Here is a 16,864-nt window from a genome sequence, read left to right as displayed (position 1 = left end):
GTCATAAAAAAGTGTTTTCAATTAGGTGGAATAGTCCTTATAACAGGACTATTCCACCTTTTCTATTTACTGTTTTTGATATTCTCATTCATTTATAGTTTGTGAAATTTCTTTTTGGTAAAATTTGATTTTCTCATCCAGTTTATCTCTATGTTCTTGTAACAGCTTAATTTTTTCATTTAGATTTTCACGATGCTGTATCAGCATTTTCATTCTTGTATTTAATGTAGGGTCACCTAGTGCTCGAAGTTCTGCATAGTATTTAATTTCTTTGATAGGCATACCAGTATCTTTCAGTCGTTTGATAAAATCAATCCATTCAATATCTTTATCAGAATAACGGCGGCGGTTGCTAGAATTTCTTTCTGGCATAATCAGATTTTCATGTTCATAGTACCGTAAAGTGTGTATACCTAAATTTGTCAGTTGAGAAAATTCTCCAATTGAATAATTCATAAAAATCACCTTTACCTTCTTGACATAGAGTTAACTCTATATTATATGCTCTTATTATATCAAACACAAGGAGGTTTTTCAAATGATTCAGAAAAAATATATTGTTATTACTGGGGCAAGCTCTGGTATTGGTTATGAAACAGCAAAAGCATTTGCTAGACGCAGTAAAAACTTGATTATAATTGCTCGCCGTAGGAATAAACTTGAAAGTTTAAGGCAGGAAATTTTGGCAGAATATCCGAATGTTGATGTCATAATTAAAACTGTGGACTTATCTATACTAGAAAATGTATATCAGCTATATAGGGATTTGAAAATATATACACTGGAAACATGGATTAACAGTGCAGGTTTTGGGAACTATGAAAGTGTTGCACAGCAAGAGTTACAGAAAATTGAAAAAATGCTTTGCTTGAATGTGACAGCCCTTACTATACTTTCTTCTATGTTTGTTCATGATTATAAAGATGTTGAAGGAACACAACTTATCAATATTTCCTCAAGTGGAGGCTATACAATTGTTCCCACTGCAATAACTTATTGTGCTACAAAATTTTATGTAAGTACTTTTACAGAGGGATTAGCACAGGAATTGAAATTATCTAATGGAAAAATGCAAGTAAAAGTGTTGGCTCCTGCTGCAACAAAAACAGAGTTTGGAAAAGTGGCAAATAATGTCCGTGAGTATAACTATGACAGATTATTTGATACTTATCATACAAGTCAGGAGGTAGCAGAATTTTTGTTAAGATTATATGATAGCAGTTATGTAGTTGGCTTAGTAGATAGGGAAACTTTTGCTTTTGAATTAAGTGAACCAAAATTCCCATACGCAGGAAATTCTACATATAATCAAAAGATTCAGAATTAAAAATTTTTTCTTACAATAACTCCTTTAACATTGGAACTCATTTATTTTTATGTAAGAAAATAAGATTTTTTATTGACTTTTTGGATAAAAAAGTGTAAATTTAAAATATAATATATTCTATAGAATATATAATGTTTAAAAAATGATTGTGACATTATAAAAGCCCAAAGCAGTTCTATAGAAAAATCACTGAGAATAAAGGAGGAAAATTATGGTAATTGATTTAAACTTGTTCCTTACAACTGCATTGGCTGTTATCGTTCTATTGGTGGGAGATTATATTAAAAAAAGAGTAGAAATACTTAGAAAATTTTGCATACCTATACCAGTTATAGGAGGGCTCATTTTTACCACTTTATTATCAATTGGCTACAGCACAGGATTATTTACTTTTAAATTTAATTTTGCTCTCAGTGATGTATTTATGCTTGCATTTTACTCAAGTATAGGATTTACTGCAAGTTATAAATTACTAAAAAAAGGTGGACCAAAGGTTATAAAATTCTTGATAGTTTCTATAATAGTTGTTATTTTACAAAACTTTTTAGGAATATATCTAGCAAAATTATTAGGTTTGAATCCGTTGGTAGGATTGGCAACAGCTTCAATACCAATGACAGGAGGACATGGTACATCTGCAGCATTTGCTCCAGTTTTAGAAGAGGCAGGACTTGAAAATGCGCTTACTATAACTTTAGCAGCAGCTACATTTGGATTGGTAGCAGGAAGTTTGACAGGGGGACCAATAGGAAAATTTCTTATTGAAAAGTATAAACTTTTAACTGGAAAAGCAGCCGAAAAAGTAGAAGGAATAGAAGAAATTGAAAAAGGAAATGAAAAACTTGATGAAAAAAGAATATACTCAGCTGTTTATCAGCTTTTAGTATCCATGGCTCTTGGAAGTATAATATCAATGCTTTTAAAAAAAACTGGACTTACATTTCCAGCTTCTGTTGGAGCTATGATTGCAGCAGCAATAATAAGAAATATTGCTGACTATTCAACTTGGTTAAAAATAAAAGAAAATGAAATTAGAATAATAGGAGATATTTCGCTGATATTATTCTTAGCTTTCTCAATGATGAGTTTAAAATTATGGCAGCTTACAGATCTTGCAGTTCCAATGATAATATTATTAATAGCACAAACTATATTAATGGGATTATGTGCAGTCTTCTTTACATATAGAGTAATGGGAAAAAATTATGAGGCTGCAATGATGGCAGTTGGACATTGTGGATTTGGACTTGGAGCTGTACCAACAGCTATGGCAAATATGCAGTCAATAGAAGAAAAATATGGACCTGCTCCAACAGCATTTTTTATACTTCCATTAGTGGGAAGCTTGTTTATAAACTTTTTTAACTCAGCAATAATAGTGGCTTTTATAAATATATATAAATAATAAAAAATAATATAGAAACATGTAAAATATTAGGAGGTAAATATGAAAAAAATATTAATGGCTAAAGGAGCAAGGGCAATAGTGGAAATAAATTTAGGGGTAAAAGCTGGAGAAAATGTAGTTATAGTTACAGAACCTAAACAAATGAGAATAGCAGAAGCTTTGGCAGCAGCAATAATAGTAGCAGGAGCAGAACCTACTATACATATAATGACACCAAGAGAGAGAGATGGACAGGAACCTCCAAAAACAATAGCAGCTGCAATGAAGGAATCAGATGCATTTATAGGAGCAGTATTTACATCAATAACCCATACTCATGCAGTAAAAGATGCATGTGCAGCTGGTTCAAGAGGAGTAATGCTTACACAGTTCAACGAGGATCAAATGATAACTGGGGGAGTAAATGCAAACTTCTATGAAGCAGCAGAAAATTGTAAGAAAGTAGCAGCTGCAATGGCAGGAGCGGAAGTTATAACTATAACAACTCCTATGGGAACAAACTTAAAACTTTCAGGAAAAGGAAGAAGAGGAAATGCTATGACAGGATTGGTAGAACCTGGAAAATTTGGACCTATACCAACTGTAGAAGCTAATGTATCACCAGTAGAAGGAACTGCAAATGGAGTAATAGTTGCAGATGCAAGTATACCATACATTGGAATAGGATTATTAAAAACTCCAGTAAAAGTAGAAGTAAAAGATGGTTATATTATTCCTGAAAGTATTTCAGGAGGAGAAGAGGCTAAGAAACTCGCAGCTGACTGGATAGATAAAAAAGATCCACAAGTATATAATATAGCAGAAGTTGGAGTAGGTTTAAATCCAGAATGTAAATTTACAGGAAGTATGCTTGAAGATGAAGGAGTATTTGGTTCACTTCATATAGGAGTTGGAACAAGTATAACTTTAGGAGGAATAATAAAGGCAGCTTGCCACTATGATCTTATAATGACAAAACCAACTCTTATTGCTGATGGTGTAGTAATATTAAAAAATGGAGAACTGATGATTTAGTCGATATCCTATATAATCTTAAATTAAAATTACCCCAAAAGAAAAATGATATTTTAGAATTTTATCTAAAAATCTTTCTATCTTTTGGGGTGATTTTTTATAAGGTTTCATTTTTTGTTGTGTCTTTCAAATGGCTCTAGAAGAATTATACTATTAAATATCTTATAATTTTTTAATTTTTAAAAAGATATTTTTTAAATGAATGACCTTTTTTTATATTCCTATACTTTAATTCATTTTATAACCTTATTTTATATTCTTTTCTAAAATATTTCTTAATGTATAAAACTTCCATTTTCTCTCTTTAATCTCCATTAATAAATCTTAACTTTTTTCCTATTTGTCAATTTAGTCATAAAAAACTATACTTTCTATCTTAGATAAATAAGATAGAGGGTGCAGTATAAGTTTTTGGTTTCTTTTTACTATTCTATTTATTCCAAATAAAAATATCATTTTCTTCCAAAAGATTTTCCAAATTATCAAGATATTCTTGATATTTAGAAGGATTTTTTTTCCAAACTTCTTTAACAATGGCTTCAGCCACAATCATATTTGGAATAACTCCATCATTTTTATTGGCGGAATTAGTATCAATGACAATGTTAGCATATTTTGCAATGGGATTTAATATTGTATTTGTTAATAGGATTATAGGAATTTTATTTTTATGACAGTAATCAGAGACAGTAATAGTCCTTTTAGTACAAGGCCACAATGAAGAAACTATTAAGATATCATTACTTCTTAATTTAATAATATTATCAAATAAATATTCAGAATCACTATTTAATTGCTTAACATTGGGAGAAATGCGACCCAACATGGCTTCTAAATATGAAGCAACAGCCTTTGAAGAACGTAATCCTAAGATATTTATTTGTTTTGCTTTTACAATCATTTCCACAGCCTTATTAATTTGTTTAATATTTTGTGGTGTAATAAAATTTTCTATTGATGAAAGCAATTCGTAAGAAACAACACTTAAAATATCAGAATTTTTGTTTTCAGTAATATTTTTAAAACTTTCTTTTAAGCCACCATAAGAAGAAATGTTAGTAGTCATTGAGTTTTTAAAAATATCTTTTTTAAAATGACTAAAGCTAGAATAATTTAAAACTTTTGTTAATCTCAAAATAGTAGTTGTTCCAACACCAGATTTTTCTGACAGTTCATTTATACTCATTAATCCAATTTCAGAATAGTTTAAGATTATATATTCACATAGAATTTTTTGTTTTTTTGGTAAAAAATCTTTTATTTTTACAATTTTTTCTATAATATTAATTTCACTCATAAACTCCCTCACACTTATAAATATTTTATAATAGATTGTATCATAAAAATAAGGAAATATGAAGTTTTAAATAATAATAAAAAGAAATTTATTTATCTTATAAAGGAATAAAAATTCTTTTTTTAAATAAAAAGGTTGACTTTTTGCTTTTTATATAGTAATACATAATTAACACAATCAAAATAAATTAAAAAGGAGGATGTATGATAAATAATTAACTACGCTTTATCATACAAAAGTATTTTATGAAAACAAGGGATATTATTTTTTACAGTGAGTGTGAAAAAATTGTAGGAACTATTTATTTACCTGATGATTATAAGGCTGGGGAGAAGAGACCTTGTATATTAGCAAATTCTGGTTGGACAGGATTAAATATAGTCTATCCCGCTATGTTTGCAAGAGCTTTTACTGCTAGGGGATTTGTATGTTTAGGTTTTGATTATAGAGGATTTAAACCAAGTGAAGGATATCCTAAATATACAACTTTGGAAAGAGAAGTGGAAGATATTTCAAATGCAGTTAATTTTATGAAAGTGCAGCCAGAGGTAGATCCTAATAAGATAGGCTTAGTTGGTTGGGGAGTAGGAGGAGCTGTCTGTGTAGAAGTAGCAGCTAGAGAGGAAGATGTAAAAGCTGTGGCTACATTAAATTCTTTTGTAAATGGTGTACGTTGGATGAGAATGGGTATGGGAAATGATAAATATAATAAAATGCTAAGAATGCTGAAAGAAGATAAAGTAACTAGAGCAACTACTGGAGATCCAGTACTACGACATCCTTATGTATGTTATCCTAATATAGATGAAAGTGGAAATTTCTACATAGATGAAACATTGAAAAAAATTAATGGAGGAGTATCTGATAAGGCTAATGGTATCAATAATGGAGAAGAGTTCCCAACTCCTATGTCTTCTGTCATTGGAGAATCATTTTTACGATTTAATATAGAAAATACTTTATCAAAATTATCACCAAAGGCTCTATTTGTAGGTCATGGAAGATATAACGAATTACATGATAAAATAGAAGCAGAAGAAGCCTATAGATTAGCCAATGGGCCAAAAGAAATATATTATGTGGAAGGAAAGCATAATGAATGGATGTTTGATGAAGATCCAAAATTTGTAGGATTAATAGAAGCAATGGAGGCATTCTTTAAGAAATATTTAAAATAGATAATATACATTAAAATGGGTGCAGCTGATTATTCAAATTCAGCTGCATTCTAAAAAGGGGGAAAAGGATGAGGTTTACAGCATATTCTATGTTAATGGATTTTTGTATAATGTCTGGCTTTTTATTTATAGCACAAATGCTAAGAAGCAAAGTAAAGTTCTTTCAAAATTTTTATATTCCTTCATCACTGATTGCGGGATTTTTAGCATTATTTTCAGGAAAACAATTTTTAAATATAGTTCCTTTTAGTGACCAAACAGGGTCATATGCTTATTTACTTGTTTGTGTTTTATTTTCTGGATTATTTTTAGGAAAAACAGAAAAAGTTAGTTTAAAAGAAACAGTTAATAAAGTTGGAAATACTTTCCTGATAAATATGTCTAGTGAAATAATATGTTTTGGTGCTGCTTGCTTATTTGGTGGAGCTTTGATGATGTTACTATTTCCAAATGTTTTTAAAGAAATTGCATTACTTTTACCTTCAGGATTTATGGGAGGGCATGGATATGCTGCTGCCATTGGTGGAACATTGAATACTATGTTGGGGAGAGATGATGGAATAATAATAGGGCAGACTTTTGCAACATTGGGATTACTTGTGGGAATATTTGGTGGAATTATATGTATTAATTATGCCACTAGAAAGAAAGCTACTAGGATGATAGATGCTATTGGTTCTTTACCTATTGAATGTAAGACAGGAATGATTCCTGAAGAAAAAAGACCTTCTATGGGGGATGAAACAATTCATCCAATGGCAATGGATCCTTTGGCATGGCATATTGCTTTAATATTAGTTACTACAGGAATAGGATATGGTATTTATAATTTATATAAACAATATTTACCAAACATTGAAATTCCACTTATGTGCTTGACTATGATAATTGGAGTTTTTATTCAATGGACTTTAAATAAAGTTGGCTATGGTACTTATGTGGACAAAAAAGTAGTGGATAGAATAGGAAGCTGTGTAACAGATTATTTAGTAGCTTTTGGGATAGCCACAATAAAAATATCAGTTGTTCTTGATTTCCTTGGACCAATAGCTGTACTATGTCTATTAGGAATATTATGGCCATATATTTTAGTATTCTTTGTTGGAAGAAAACTATTCAGAAATTTTTGGTTTGAAAGATCAATTTTTATATTTGGATATATTACAGGAGTTGTGGCAATAGGAATTACATTATTAAGAATAGTTGATCCTGAAATGAAAACAGGAACATTAGATGATTTTGGTACTGCTTATACCCTTCAGTCCATTGTAGAATTATTCTTGGTGACAATGATACCAGTTATAGTAGTAAATACTGGTTTAATTCCTGTGGGAACTGTATTAATGATAGTAGGAGTAGGAATGTTATTAGTAAGCAAGTGGAAATATGGTTCGTATAGCTTAAGTATCCCAATGAGTGAATTGCGATTAGGTGAAAAAGAAATTATTGAGAATTAGATTATTGGAGATTGTATGCTAAAAACAAAATAGTATTGCTACAACTGGATTGGAATTTTGTGGAATATTAATAGGTATTAGTAAGTACATTAAATTCAAGTGTTTTTATATTTAATTATCAAGAATATGATAGAATATTACAGGAGAAAAAATAATGGAAAATAGAAGTCATGCTATAGAATTAATCAAAGGAGCTTATGATTTACATATTCACCCTTATCCATCTCATGTAAAAAGAGCTTTAAATGATTTTCAATTGATGGATGAAGCGGATAAGGTTGGTTTAGGTGGAGTATTAATAAAAAATCATTATGAACCAACTGGAGCAAGGGCATTACTTATGAATTATTCCAAAAAATATAAAACTAAGGCTTATGGAGGAATTGTCTTAAATTGGCCAGTAGGAGGATTAAATCCCTATGCTCTTGAGAGTTCACTGAATTTAGGAGCCTCTATTGTATGGATGCCAACAAGAGATGCTTATAATTGCTTATTACATGGTGATATGGAGGGTGATTTCTTTAAAAGACCAGGAATAAAAATATTAAATGAAAAAGATCAGCTGTTACCAGCTGTATATGATATTTTTGATATTGTCTCAAAATATGGAGTACCTTTGGCTACAGGACATATTTCTGCTAAAGAATCTATAATTCTTTGTAAAGAAGGAAGAAAAAGAAATATAAAAATGGTTTTAACTCATCCAGAATGGGAACGAACTTACATGCCTTTGGAAAAACAAAAAGAATTAGCTGAAATTGGAGTTAAAATTGAAAAATGCTGGTATAATATTGCTGAAAGCAACTGTACAGTTGAGCATATGATAAGGACAATAAGAGAAATTGGAACAGAAAATATTTATATATCTACAGATAGAGGTCAAGTAGAAAGAAAAAAGCCAATAGAAGAATTTATAAACTTTGTAGAAGTACTGCTAAAAAATAATTTTAAAGAAGAAGATATTAAAAATTTAATATGTAATGTACCTAAATTTTTAATTAAAAACTGAGATATGAGGAAGCTAATATATGAAATTATTTGAAGAAAAAAGAACTATAAAATTTTAATTAAAGAAAAGAAATTGTTATTTATGTATTTTATTCAATTATATTAAAGGATAATATCATTTTAAATGATGCTATCCTTTTTTTATATATTTTTTGTAAAGTAAACTCAATAATTATTTTTTAATCTTATTGACTATAAATTTTTTAAATTCATCAAAAGTACCAATAGAAAAACTATCTTTTTTTAATAATAGTCCTTGTTTTTCTCCAATCATTAAGGTATAAATCAATTTATATTCTTTTAGATTTTTAATTTGAATATAATCAAATTCCATTAAGATTGATCCTTCTCTTAAAATTACTTTATTTTCTGTGAATTGAAAAATAGATTCATAAATTTTTCCATTATGTAAATTAAAAGCATTTTTTTTGAGATGTTTTTGATAGATTTTATGGATGGTAATAAGTCGTAATGAAAAAGCTAATAAAAGTATAGCTAATATTAGTATAGGGATTGTTCTTATTTTAAAGATATAAAGGCAACTATAAAATACTCCTAAAATTAAGAGAATATATCCAAGCTTTCTTGTATATTTGCAATGTACATCTTTTATATATTCAACATAAAGATCTTTTTCATTGTAGTATTTGTTTTCAAATAATATGTTCATAATAGCTGTTTCTCCTTTTTCTAGATTTTTTATATCTTAAAATTTAAATAAATATCATTTAAAAACTTCTTTAATATTTTATTTTTTTTCATTTGTTTTTCATATAATAATTAAATAATATTAATAATATTCCTGTAACAATACTTTTATTTCTTTATTATAAAACCTAACATTATAATTTTATCATTTATATTAAATGAATACAATAACAGAAAGAAGGTTTTATATATAAATAATAAAATATGATAAACATAGAAGTAAGAAAAAATTATTTATGTACTTGAATATAACATAGAAATAATAAGATTATTTGTTATAATTTATTCAGAAAATAGAATAATTTTGAAAAATCTAAAGATGGAAAAAGATACAAAATATTAAAAGTAAATAAATTATTCTGTAGAATATATTCTATTTTAAAATTGAATTTATTAATTTTATATAGTAAAATATTCTTGTAAAATAAAGTTTTTATTGGGGAGGAATAATGAAGTTTATAAAATTAGATAATAAAAAAACTTTAAGTGAAAAAGTTTATGACAGATTGAAAGAACTTATAATGGATGGAGAATTAGAAAGAGGAACAAAAATAACAGAAACGTCCATAGCTAAAATGTTTGATGTAAGTCCTACTCCTGTAAGAGAAGCTTTTAGAAAACTTGCTTCAGATGGGCTCATAGAAGTAGCTTCATGGAAAGGTGTAATTGTAAAAGGAATAGAACAAAAAGATTTATTAGAAATATATGAATGTAGAGAAGCTTTAGAAGGAATGGTAGGAAAATTAGCAGTTAGAAATATTACTGAAGAAGATATAAAAGTGTTAGAAAAAATATTAGAGAAATGTAATGAAGCAAAAACTCCCGAAATACTTATAGAATTAAATACAGAATTTCATAATGAATTGTTGAAAATAGCAGGAAATCAAAGATTAAGTAAACTCCTCAATGAGCTTATGGTAGTTATCCTCTATGATAGAGATATTTCAGGAAGATATTCAGTGAGAAGAAAGGAAATAGTACAAGAGCACTTGGATATTCTTGAATATTTGAAAAAAAGAGATGAGAAAAAAGTATCTGAACTTATGGCAAAACATATTAAAAATGGATATGAATTTATAAAAAACCACAATAAATAGCTAAAAAGGTACTTTTTTTATAAAGAATAGAATTTTTTTTTATAAAAGTATATAATTGAAATAGTAGAAATTAAATCATCACAAGGAGAATGGCATGGTAAGTATTGACAAAGAGAAATGTATAGGCTGTGGAGCTTGTGTAAAAGACTGTTTTCCAGAAAATCTTTTTCTAGAAAATAGGAAAGCAGAAATAAAAGGAAGATGTATGCAGTGTGGCCATTGTATAGCAGTATGCCCAGTAAATGCAGTTTCTATTACCAATTATCCACAAGAAGGAATAGAGGAATATGATAAAGAAAAATTTGATATTTCTCCTGATACACTTTTGAATTTTATAAAATTCAGGAGAAGTATACGTCATTATAAAAATAAAGCAGTAGAGAAAGAAAAGTTGGAAAGGATTCTTGAAGCTGGGCGTTATACTGCTACTGGCTCAAATATGCAGGATGTGTCTTATACAGTAGTACAAGAAACTTTAGAAGATATAAAACCAATATTATGGGAAAGTCTGTACGAATTTGCTTTGGAAAATTTAAATGAAAAAGATGTAATTGGAGCATATGCACCTAGGTGGATAAAGATGTATGAAGATTATAAAAAAGATCCAGAGAAAGATATGTTATTTTTTAAAGCACCAGTACTTTTGATTGTTACAGCTCTGTCTCCATTGAATGGAGAATTGGCAGCTTCTAATATTGAACTTATGGCAAATGCAGAAAAATTAGGAGTTTTATTTACAGGATTTATTGAGAGAGCTTTAAAAAATAGCGAAAAAGCTAAAAAAATACTTGGAATAAATAAGAAAGAAATTGTTTTATGTATGCTGATAGGTTATCCAGATATAAAGTTTAAAAGAACTGTTCCTAGAAAAAAGGCAAAAATTTCGTGGAAATAAAGATATAAAGTAGTGGCAGAGATTATGGAGTATTTCTATACAGATGCCACTTTTTTTATTGTATTAGAAAATATAAAAAATTAAATAATTTTAAAAAATATCCAAAATAGATTTAAAAATAAAAAATAACATATTACACGATAATGCTATAAAATTGATTTATTACCAAATTATAATATATTTGCTACACAATAAAAATAGTTGACATTTCAACTATAATAAGTTAGAATATAATTGAAAGTTCAACTGTTATAAAGGGGGTGAGAAAAATAAAAAAATTAAATAATGAGATATTGAGAAAAATAGGAACATTATCCAGAGCTATTCATTCTGTAAGTGATATAAAATATAGAGAGTTATTCTTACAAAAAGGGCAGTTTATATTTCTTACAAGAGTATGTGAAAATCAGGGAATCAATTTTAGAGAATTATCTAGAATATTAGCTGTAGATAAGAGTACTACAACTAAAGCAGTAAAAAAATTGATAGAGGCTGGATATCTGAACAAAGAACAGGATGAAAAAGATAAGAGAGAATATAAGCTATATCCAACTGAAAAAGCATTAAAAGTTTATGAATTTATAATTGATGAGGAAAATAGAAATATAGAAATATGTATGGAAGGATTGACTAAAAAAGAAAGAGAAATGGTTGAAGACTTATTAGAAAAAATGAGTGAGAATGCAGCAAAAGATTGGTTAAAAATAAAAGGGGGAAAAGAATGATAAGAAAAGCTGACATAAAAGACTTAGATAGGATAATGGAGATAATAAAAGCTACTATTAAAGAAATGAAAATGTATGGTAATACACAATGGGATGAAAATTATCCACAAAAAAATGATTTTATTGGAGATGTAGAAAGTGGGTCTCTTTATGTAAATGAAAAAAATGGAGAATTGTATGGCTTTATATGTGCTAACTTTATAGAACCAGATGAATATAAAGATATCAAATGGTCATCAGATGAAAAATGTTTGGTACTTCATAGAATGTCTATAAATCCAAAATATAGAAATCAAGGAACTGCAACAAAACTTATTGAATTTGCAGAAAAAACAGCAAAAGAAAATGGGATGAATTATATTAAAACTGATACATATTCAGTCAATAAAAAAATGAATACACTTTTGTTAAAATTGGGGTATATTCATAGAGGAAATATGAATTTCTTAGGAAAAGAAAAGGAATTCTATTGTTATGATAAAAAGATTTAAAATATTGTGGTAAAATATTTACAGAATAAAGTAAAAAAAGAGGGAAATATGATATATATAGCAGTAGCTTTGACAGCGGAAGCTAGACCATTGATAACATATTTTAGATTAAAAAAAGATAACGAAATAAAAAAATATCAGGTATTTAAAAATGAAGAAATAGTTTTGATAATAACTGGTACTGGAATGCTGCAAGGAGCCATAGGAATTACATATGTATTAGGCAACTTAGATATAAGAGAAGAAGATATTTTTGTTAATTTAGGTATTTGTGGAGCTGTGGAAGAGAGTACCTCTATAGGTGATATAATTCTTTGTAATAAAATTATCAATAATAGCAGCAAAAAAAATTTTTATCCAGATATGTTATTTAAACATGAATTCAGAGAAGGAACTTTGGAAACATTTTTTCATGTTGTAGATAGGGAGATAGAGATAGATAAGATACAGGGTGAAATAGTAGATATGGAAGGAGCAGGCATATATGAAGCAGCATCTTTGTTCTTCTTACAGCATCAGATAAATATAATAAAAATAGTATCAGACCATTTAAATACTTCAGAAATAACAGGAGAGAAAGTTATAGAATTGATAGAAAATAAAATTGATAAAATAGCAAAATGGTTGGGAGAAAGAAAAAGTTTTCATATTGGAAATAAGGAGATATTCTCTTCTGAAGAAAAAGAGAATATAAAAAAAATAGAGAGAAATTTAAAACTCACAGAAAGTATGCATTATGAATTTATAGAACTTATTAAGTATTATAAAATTCAAAATAAAAGTATTGAAAATATAATTTTAAAATATTCTGATATAAAGATAAAGGATAAAAGAGAGGGGAAGATAAATTTTGAAAGAATTAGAAAAGAAATTATTGAACTTTAGCTTTTCACATATATATATAGAAAAAGAAGCTTTTGATTATCCTCTCACGAAAAAAATATTAGAAAAGTTTCCAAATTCCAGTGTTATAGAATTAAAAATATATAAGGAAATTTTTTCTAAAGGAAATCAGAATTTTATCATGCAAAAAAAATCTCCTAAACTTATATTAGCTGTTAAAAAAGAAAACTATCTTTATGAAGGTGCAAAAGTATGTGAAAGTTTTGGAAATGATAATTTTTATTATACATCATCTATAATGAATTGCATATATGACTGTGAGTATTGCTATTTACAAGGAGTATATACATCCGCTAATATAGTTATTTTTGTAAATATAGAAGATTGTTTTAGTGAAATAGAAAGGATTCTTCAAAAAAAATCAATGTATATATGTATCTCTTATGATACTGATCTTTTAGCAATGGAAGGGATAACAGGATTGGTGGGACAGTGGTATGATTTTGTGAGCAGAAATAAAAAATTAAAAATAGAACTTAGAACAAAAAGTGGTAATATAAAAGTATTGAAGAATTTAAAACCAAAAGATAATTTTATACTTGCATGGACACTATCACCAAAGGAATTTGCTGTACAACATGAAAATGGAGCTGCTTCTTTAGAACAAAGATTAAAAGCTGCAAGTGAAATGCTGGAAAAAGGCTGGAAAGTAAGAATTTGCTTTGATCCAGTCATATATATGAAAAATTTTGATGAAGAGTATGGAGAACTTGTAAAAAAAACTTTTAATAAGTTATCTCCTAATAAGATTTTAGATGTAAACATAGGAACATTTAGAATATCTAAAGAATATCTCAAAAGGATGAGAAAATATAGAGCAACTTCAGAAGTACTTTCATATCCATTTTTTTGTAAAGATGGAGTATATAGTTATTATCCACAACATATAAATGAAATGATGGATTTTATGGAAAGAGAAGTAAAGAAATATATAGAAGAGGAAAAAATATTTATCTAATAGGAGAACGAATATGAAAAGTGCTGTTGTAACAGGAGCTACATCAGGAATAGGACTAGCAGTAACAAATAAACTTATAGATATGGGATATACAGTATATGGAATAGGAAGAAATTTTGAAAAGATAACATACAATGATAAATTTAAAAAAATAGTGTGTGATCTTACAAAAATTTTTGATATAGAAAAAATTGTAAAAGAGATAAAAAAAGAAACTGAAATAGAACTTTTAATAAATTGTGCTGGAGTTGGATATTTTGGACCTCATGAAGAAATAAATATAAATAAAATACACAATATGGTCACTCTCAATCTTGAAGCTCCTCTTATTCTTACACAGCTTTTTTTAAGAGATTTAAAAAAAATTAGAGGAACTATTATAAATATTTCATCAATTACAGCTAAGAAATCTAGTACCTACGGATGTGCATATTCAGCTACAAAAGCAGGGTTATCACATTTTTCAAAAGGGCTTTTTGATGAAGTAAGAAAAAGTGGAGTAAAAGTTGTAACCATTCACCCTGATATTACTAAGACATCATTTTATGATCATTTAGATTTTTGTCAAGGAGATGAAGAAAATAGCTATATTACACCTGAATGTGTAGCAGGAGCTGTGGAAATGGTATTATCTCAAAGAGAAGGAACTATCTTAACTGATATAACCCTCCAACCACAAAGACATTTGATAGGCAAAAAAATAAAAAAAGTTATTGACATAAAATGTAAAGTGTAGTATATTAATAATGTAATAAAAATGTAATGGTTACAAAAAGGAAATGAGAAGTAATATCAAGGGAGGAAATGTAAAATGGCAAAGTACAGATGTAAGGTATGTGGAGAAATTATAACTGATGAGAGTATTGACAAATGTCCAGTATGTAAGGCAGGAAGAGACAGATGGGAAGAAGTAGTAGAAGGAACTGAAAAAGTTTGGGCTACTGAACATGTAATTGGAGAAGGATTAGCTTGCGGAGATGAAGAAATTATAATGGGGCTAAGAGCTAACTTTGAAGGAGAATGTACAGAAGTTGGAATGTATCTAGCAATGTCTAGAGCTGCTGATAGAGAAGGATATCCAGAAATTGCTGAAGCTTATAAAAGAATTGCTTTTGAAGAAGCTGAACATGCTGCTAAATTTGCAGAATTATTAGGAGAATGTGTAAGTGCATCATCAGAAGAAAACTTAACAAAAAGAGTTGAAGCTGAATATGGAGCTACATCAGGAAAATTTGACTTAGCTAAGAGAGCTAAAATGCTAGGGTTTGATGCTATTCACGATACAGTTCATGAAATGGCTAAAGATGAAGCTAGACATGGAAGAGCATTTGTTGGATTATTAAATAGATATTTTGGTAAATAATTTTTAACTTTAGTAGGTTGAACTTTGAGGATGATGATAAGTCATCCTCTTTTTATATTTTAAAAATGTATAAATAATATGACAGAAAAGTTTTTTATCTTGTATCTAATGAATAGGTAAAGTATAATGTAAGAAAATTTATCAATGGAGGAAAAATGAAAGAAAATAAATATGATGATAAAATATTTTTTGATAAATACAGTCAAATGGATAGATCAAAAAAAGGATTAGCTGGAGCAGGAGAATGGTATGAATTAAAAAAGATGCTTCCTGATTTTAAAGGAAAAAAAATTCTTGATTTAGGATGTGGATTTGGCTGGCATTGTATATATGCTGTGGAACAGGGAGCAGTTTCAGCTATTGGAATAGATATATCTTCAAAAATGTTGGAAGAGGCAAGAAAGAAAACTAAATTCTCTAATATTGAGTATATTCAAATGCCAATAGAGGATATCAATTTTGAAGAAAATACTTTTGATGTAGTAATAAGTTCTTTAGCTTTTCATTACATAGAATCTTTTGAAAATATTTGTAGAAAAGTAAATAAGTGTTTGGTAGAAGGAGGAGAATTTATTTTTTCTGTTGAGCATCCAGTTTTTACTGCTCAAGGAAAAGAAGAGTGGTATTATGATGAAAATGGAAATATACTCCATTGGCCTGTGGACAGCTACTATTTAGAAGGAAAGAGAGAATCAATTTTTTTAGGAGAAAAAGTAGTAAAATATCATAAAACACTGACAACTTATCTTAATACTCTTTTGAAAACAGGATTTGAAATAACAGGAATTGTAGAAGCACAACCATCAGAAGAAATGCTGAAAATAATTCCAGAAATGAAAGATGAACTTCGTCGTCCAATGATGCTTTTAGTATCAGCAAAGAAAAAATAAATATATTAGGATAAAGAGAGCTAATTTAGAATAGGAAATATTTTAGAATTTTATTAGTTTAAAATTTTAAAGATTAATCTATTTTCTAAATAGTTCTCTTTTTTATTTTTTGAAATTAATATTCAATTTTCTATCTAAGTAATTT

18 protein-coding genes are annotated in these 16,864 nt (G+C 28.1%); 15 read left to right on the top strand and 3 right to left on the bottom strand.

The genetic code is table 11. The features are described 5' to 3' along the window. Window positions 1–84: 84 nt before the first annotated feature. A complete protein-coding gene (locus E6771_RS06935; RefSeq protein WP_316090499.1) occupies window positions 85–456 on the bottom strand; it encodes a MerR family transcriptional regulator in 372 nt (123 codons plus the stop codon). A gap of 82 nt (window positions 457–538) precedes the next feature. On the opposite strand from E6771_RS06935, the gene E6771_RS06930 reads away from it, so the two are divergent. The 3 genes from E6771_RS06930 (at window position 539) to E6771_RS06920 (ending at window position 3,749) form a co-directional block, all read left to right on the top strand. Further along, window positions 539–1,327 (top strand): SDR family NAD(P)-dependent oxidoreductase, encoded by a 789-nt coding sequence (locus E6771_RS06930; RefSeq protein ID WP_316090498.1) that lies wholly within the window; start codon window positions 539–541, stop codon window positions 1,325–1,327. Between the two features lie 211 nt (window positions 1,328–1,538). Beyond that, a complete protein-coding gene (gene gltS / locus E6771_RS06925; RefSeq protein ID WP_316090496.1) occupies window positions 1,539–2,732 on the top strand; it encodes a sodium/glutamate symporter in 1,194 nt (397 codons plus the stop codon). A gap of 42 nt (window positions 2,733–2,774) precedes the next feature. Then, window positions 2,775–3,749, top strand: a complete 975-nt coding sequence (locus tag E6771_RS06920; RefSeq protein WP_316090495.1) for a leucyl aminopeptidase — start codon at window positions 2,775–2,777, stop codon at window positions 3,747–3,749. A 430-nt stretch (window positions 3,750–4,179) separates the two neighbouring features. Here the strand turns inward: E6771_RS06920 and E6771_RS06915 are convergent, their stop codons facing one another. Next, on the bottom strand, window positions 4,180–5,046 hold the full coding sequence (locus E6771_RS06915; RefSeq protein ID WP_316090494.1) for a MurR/RpiR family transcriptional regulator: 867 nt from the start codon (window positions 5,044–5,046) through the stop codon (window positions 4,180–4,182). Window positions 5,047–5,291: 245 nt separating this feature from the next. Here E6771_RS06915 and E6771_RS06910 point away from each other — a divergent pair, with 245 nt between their 5' ends. From E6771_RS06910 to E6771_RS06900, 3 genes are all read left to right on the top strand, one after another. After that, window positions 5,292–6,224: an alpha/beta hydrolase gene (locus E6771_RS06910; protein ID WP_316090493.1), complete on the top strand. Its 933-nt coding sequence runs from the start codon at window positions 5,292–5,294 to the stop codon at window positions 6,222–6,224. A 68-nt stretch (window positions 6,225–6,292) separates the two neighbouring features. Continuing rightward, on the top strand, window positions 6,293–7,681 hold the full coding sequence (locus E6771_RS06905; protein ID WP_316090492.1) for a sodium/glutamate symporter: 1,389 nt from the start codon (window positions 6,293–6,295) through the stop codon (window positions 7,679–7,681). A 154-nt stretch (window positions 7,682–7,835) separates the two neighbouring features. Then, window positions 7,836–8,690 (top strand): DUF6282 family protein, encoded by an 855-nt coding sequence (locus E6771_RS06900; RefSeq protein ID WP_316090491.1) that lies wholly within the window; start codon window positions 7,836–7,838, stop codon window positions 8,688–8,690. Between the two features lie 171 nt (window positions 8,691–8,861). Here the strand turns inward: E6771_RS06900 and E6771_RS06895 are convergent, their stop codons facing one another. Further along, a complete protein-coding gene (locus E6771_RS06895) occupies window positions 8,862–9,359 on the bottom strand; it encodes a YcxB family protein (RefSeq protein WP_316090490.1) in 498 nt (165 codons plus the stop codon). A gap of 487 nt (window positions 9,360–9,846) precedes the next feature. Between E6771_RS06895 and E6771_RS06890 the strand changes: the two genes are divergently transcribed. From E6771_RS06890 to E6771_RS06850, 9 genes are all read left to right on the top strand, one after another. Then, the gene (locus E6771_RS06890) at window positions 9,847–10,494 is read left to right on the top strand and encodes a GntR family transcriptional regulator (RefSeq protein ID WP_316090489.1); all 648 of its coding nucleotides are present in this window, start codon (window positions 9,847–9,849) and stop codon (window positions 10,492–10,494) included. 94 nt (window positions 10,495–10,588) lie between these two features. Continuing rightward, complete coding sequence (locus E6771_RS06885; protein ID WP_316090488.1) at window positions 10,589–11,389, top strand: nitroreductase family protein; 801 nt, start codon at window positions 10,589–10,591, stop codon at window positions 11,387–11,389. A gap of 293 nt (window positions 11,390–11,682) precedes the next feature. Further along, complete coding sequence (locus E6771_RS06880) at window positions 11,683–12,114, top strand: MarR family winged helix-turn-helix transcriptional regulator (RefSeq protein WP_316090487.1); 432 nt, start codon at window positions 11,683–11,685, stop codon at window positions 12,112–12,114. Continuing rightward, window positions 12,111–12,605 carry a GNAT family N-acetyltransferase gene (locus tag E6771_RS06875; protein ID WP_316090486.1) on the top strand — a complete coding sequence of 165 codons (495 nt, stop codon included), beginning with the start codon at window positions 12,111–12,113 and terminating at the stop codon, window positions 12,603–12,605. Before E6771_RS06880 ends, E6771_RS06875 begins: the two co-directional genes overlap by 4 nt. Before the next feature lie 48 nt (window positions 12,606–12,653). After that, window positions 12,654–13,490, top strand: a complete 837-nt coding sequence (locus tag E6771_RS06870) for a spore photoproduct lyase (RefSeq protein WP_316090485.1) — start codon at window positions 12,654–12,656, stop codon at window positions 13,488–13,490. Further along, entirely contained in the window at window positions 13,456–14,466 is a 1,011-nt protein-coding gene (locus E6771_RS06865; RefSeq protein ID WP_316090484.1) for an SPL family radical SAM protein, read from the top strand. The genes E6771_RS06870 and E6771_RS06865 overlap by 35 nt, the downstream gene beginning before the upstream one ends. Before the next feature lie 13 nt (window positions 14,467–14,479). Then, on the top strand, window positions 14,480–15,202 hold the full coding sequence (locus tag E6771_RS06860; RefSeq protein WP_316090483.1) for an SDR family NAD(P)-dependent oxidoreductase: 723 nt from the start codon (window positions 14,480–14,482) through the stop codon (window positions 15,200–15,202). Between the two features lie 75 nt (window positions 15,203–15,277). Next, entirely contained in the window at window positions 15,278–15,829 is a 552-nt protein-coding gene (locus tag E6771_RS06855; RefSeq protein WP_316090482.1) for a ferritin family protein, read from the top strand. A 155-nt stretch (window positions 15,830–15,984) separates the two neighbouring features. Further along, complete coding sequence (locus tag E6771_RS06850) at window positions 15,985–16,719, top strand: class I SAM-dependent methyltransferase (protein ID WP_316090481.1); 735 nt, start codon at window positions 15,985–15,987, stop codon at window positions 16,717–16,719. The last annotated feature ends 145 nt before the right edge of the window (window positions 16,720–16,864 follow it).

Origin of the sequence: Fusobacterium sp. (genome assembly GCF_032477075.1) — a bacterium.
Taxonomy (GTDB): domain Bacteria; phylum Fusobacteriota; class Fusobacteriia; order Fusobacteriales; family Fusobacteriaceae; genus Fusobacterium_A.
The sequence above is the reverse complement of the archived record's forward strand: the minus strand, read 5'-3'. Positions and strand labels throughout refer to the sequence as shown.

Excerpts from the sequence above, each read along its gene's own strand:
- E6771_RS06875 (WP_316090486.1), top strand. The coding sequence starts at position 12,111 with ATGATAAGAAAAGCTGACATAAAAGACTTAGATAGGATAATGGAGATA.
- E6771_RS06915 (WP_316090494.1), bottom strand. The coding sequence starts at position 5,046 with ATGAGTGAAATTAATATTATAGAAAAAATTGTAAAAATAAAAGATTTT.
- E6771_RS06910 (WP_316090493.1), top strand. The coding sequence starts at position 5,292 with ATGAAAACAAGGGATATTATTTTTTACAGTGAGTGTGAAAAAATTGTA.
- E6771_RS06900 (WP_316090491.1), top strand. The coding sequence starts at position 7,836 with ATGGAAAATAGAAGTCATGCTATAGAATTAATCAAAGGAGCTTATGAT.
- E6771_RS06895 (WP_316090490.1), bottom strand. The coding sequence starts at position 9,359 with ATGAACATATTATTTGAAAACAAATACTACAATGAAAAAGATCTTTAT.
- E6771_RS06850 (WP_316090481.1), top strand. The coding sequence starts at position 15,985 with ATGAAAGAAAATAAATATGATGATAAAATATTTTTTGATAAATACAGT.
- E6771_RS06935 (WP_316090499.1), bottom strand. The coding sequence starts at position 456 with ATGAATTATTCAATTGGAGAATTTTCTCAACTGACAAATTTAGGTATA.
- E6771_RS06870 (WP_316090485.1), top strand. The coding sequence starts at position 12,654 with ATGATATATATAGCAGTAGCTTTGACAGCGGAAGCTAGACCATTGATA.
- E6771_RS06930 (WP_316090498.1), top strand. The coding sequence starts at position 539 with ATGATTCAGAAAAAATATATTGTTATTACTGGGGCAAGCTCTGGTATT.
- E6771_RS06885 (WP_316090488.1), top strand. The coding sequence starts at position 10,589 with ATGGTAAGTATTGACAAAGAGAAATGTATAGGCTGTGGAGCTTGTGTA.
- E6771_RS06855 (WP_316090482.1), top strand. The coding sequence starts at position 15,278 with ATGGCAAAGTACAGATGTAAGGTATGTGGAGAAATTATAACTGATGAG.
- gltS (WP_316090496.1), top strand. The coding sequence starts at position 1,539 with ATGGTAATTGATTTAAACTTGTTCCTTACAACTGCATTGGCTGTTATC.
- E6771_RS06890 (WP_316090489.1), top strand. The coding sequence starts at position 9,847 with ATGAAGTTTATAAAATTAGATAATAAAAAAACTTTAAGTGAAAAAGTT.
- E6771_RS06920 (WP_316090495.1), top strand. The coding sequence starts at position 2,775 with ATGAAAAAAATATTAATGGCTAAAGGAGCAAGGGCAATAGTGGAAATA.
- E6771_RS06905 (WP_316090492.1), top strand. The coding sequence starts at position 6,293 with ATGAGGTTTACAGCATATTCTATGTTAATGGATTTTTGTATAATGTCT.
- E6771_RS06860 (WP_316090483.1), top strand. The coding sequence starts at position 14,480 with ATGAAAAGTGCTGTTGTAACAGGAGCTACATCAGGAATAGGACTAGCA.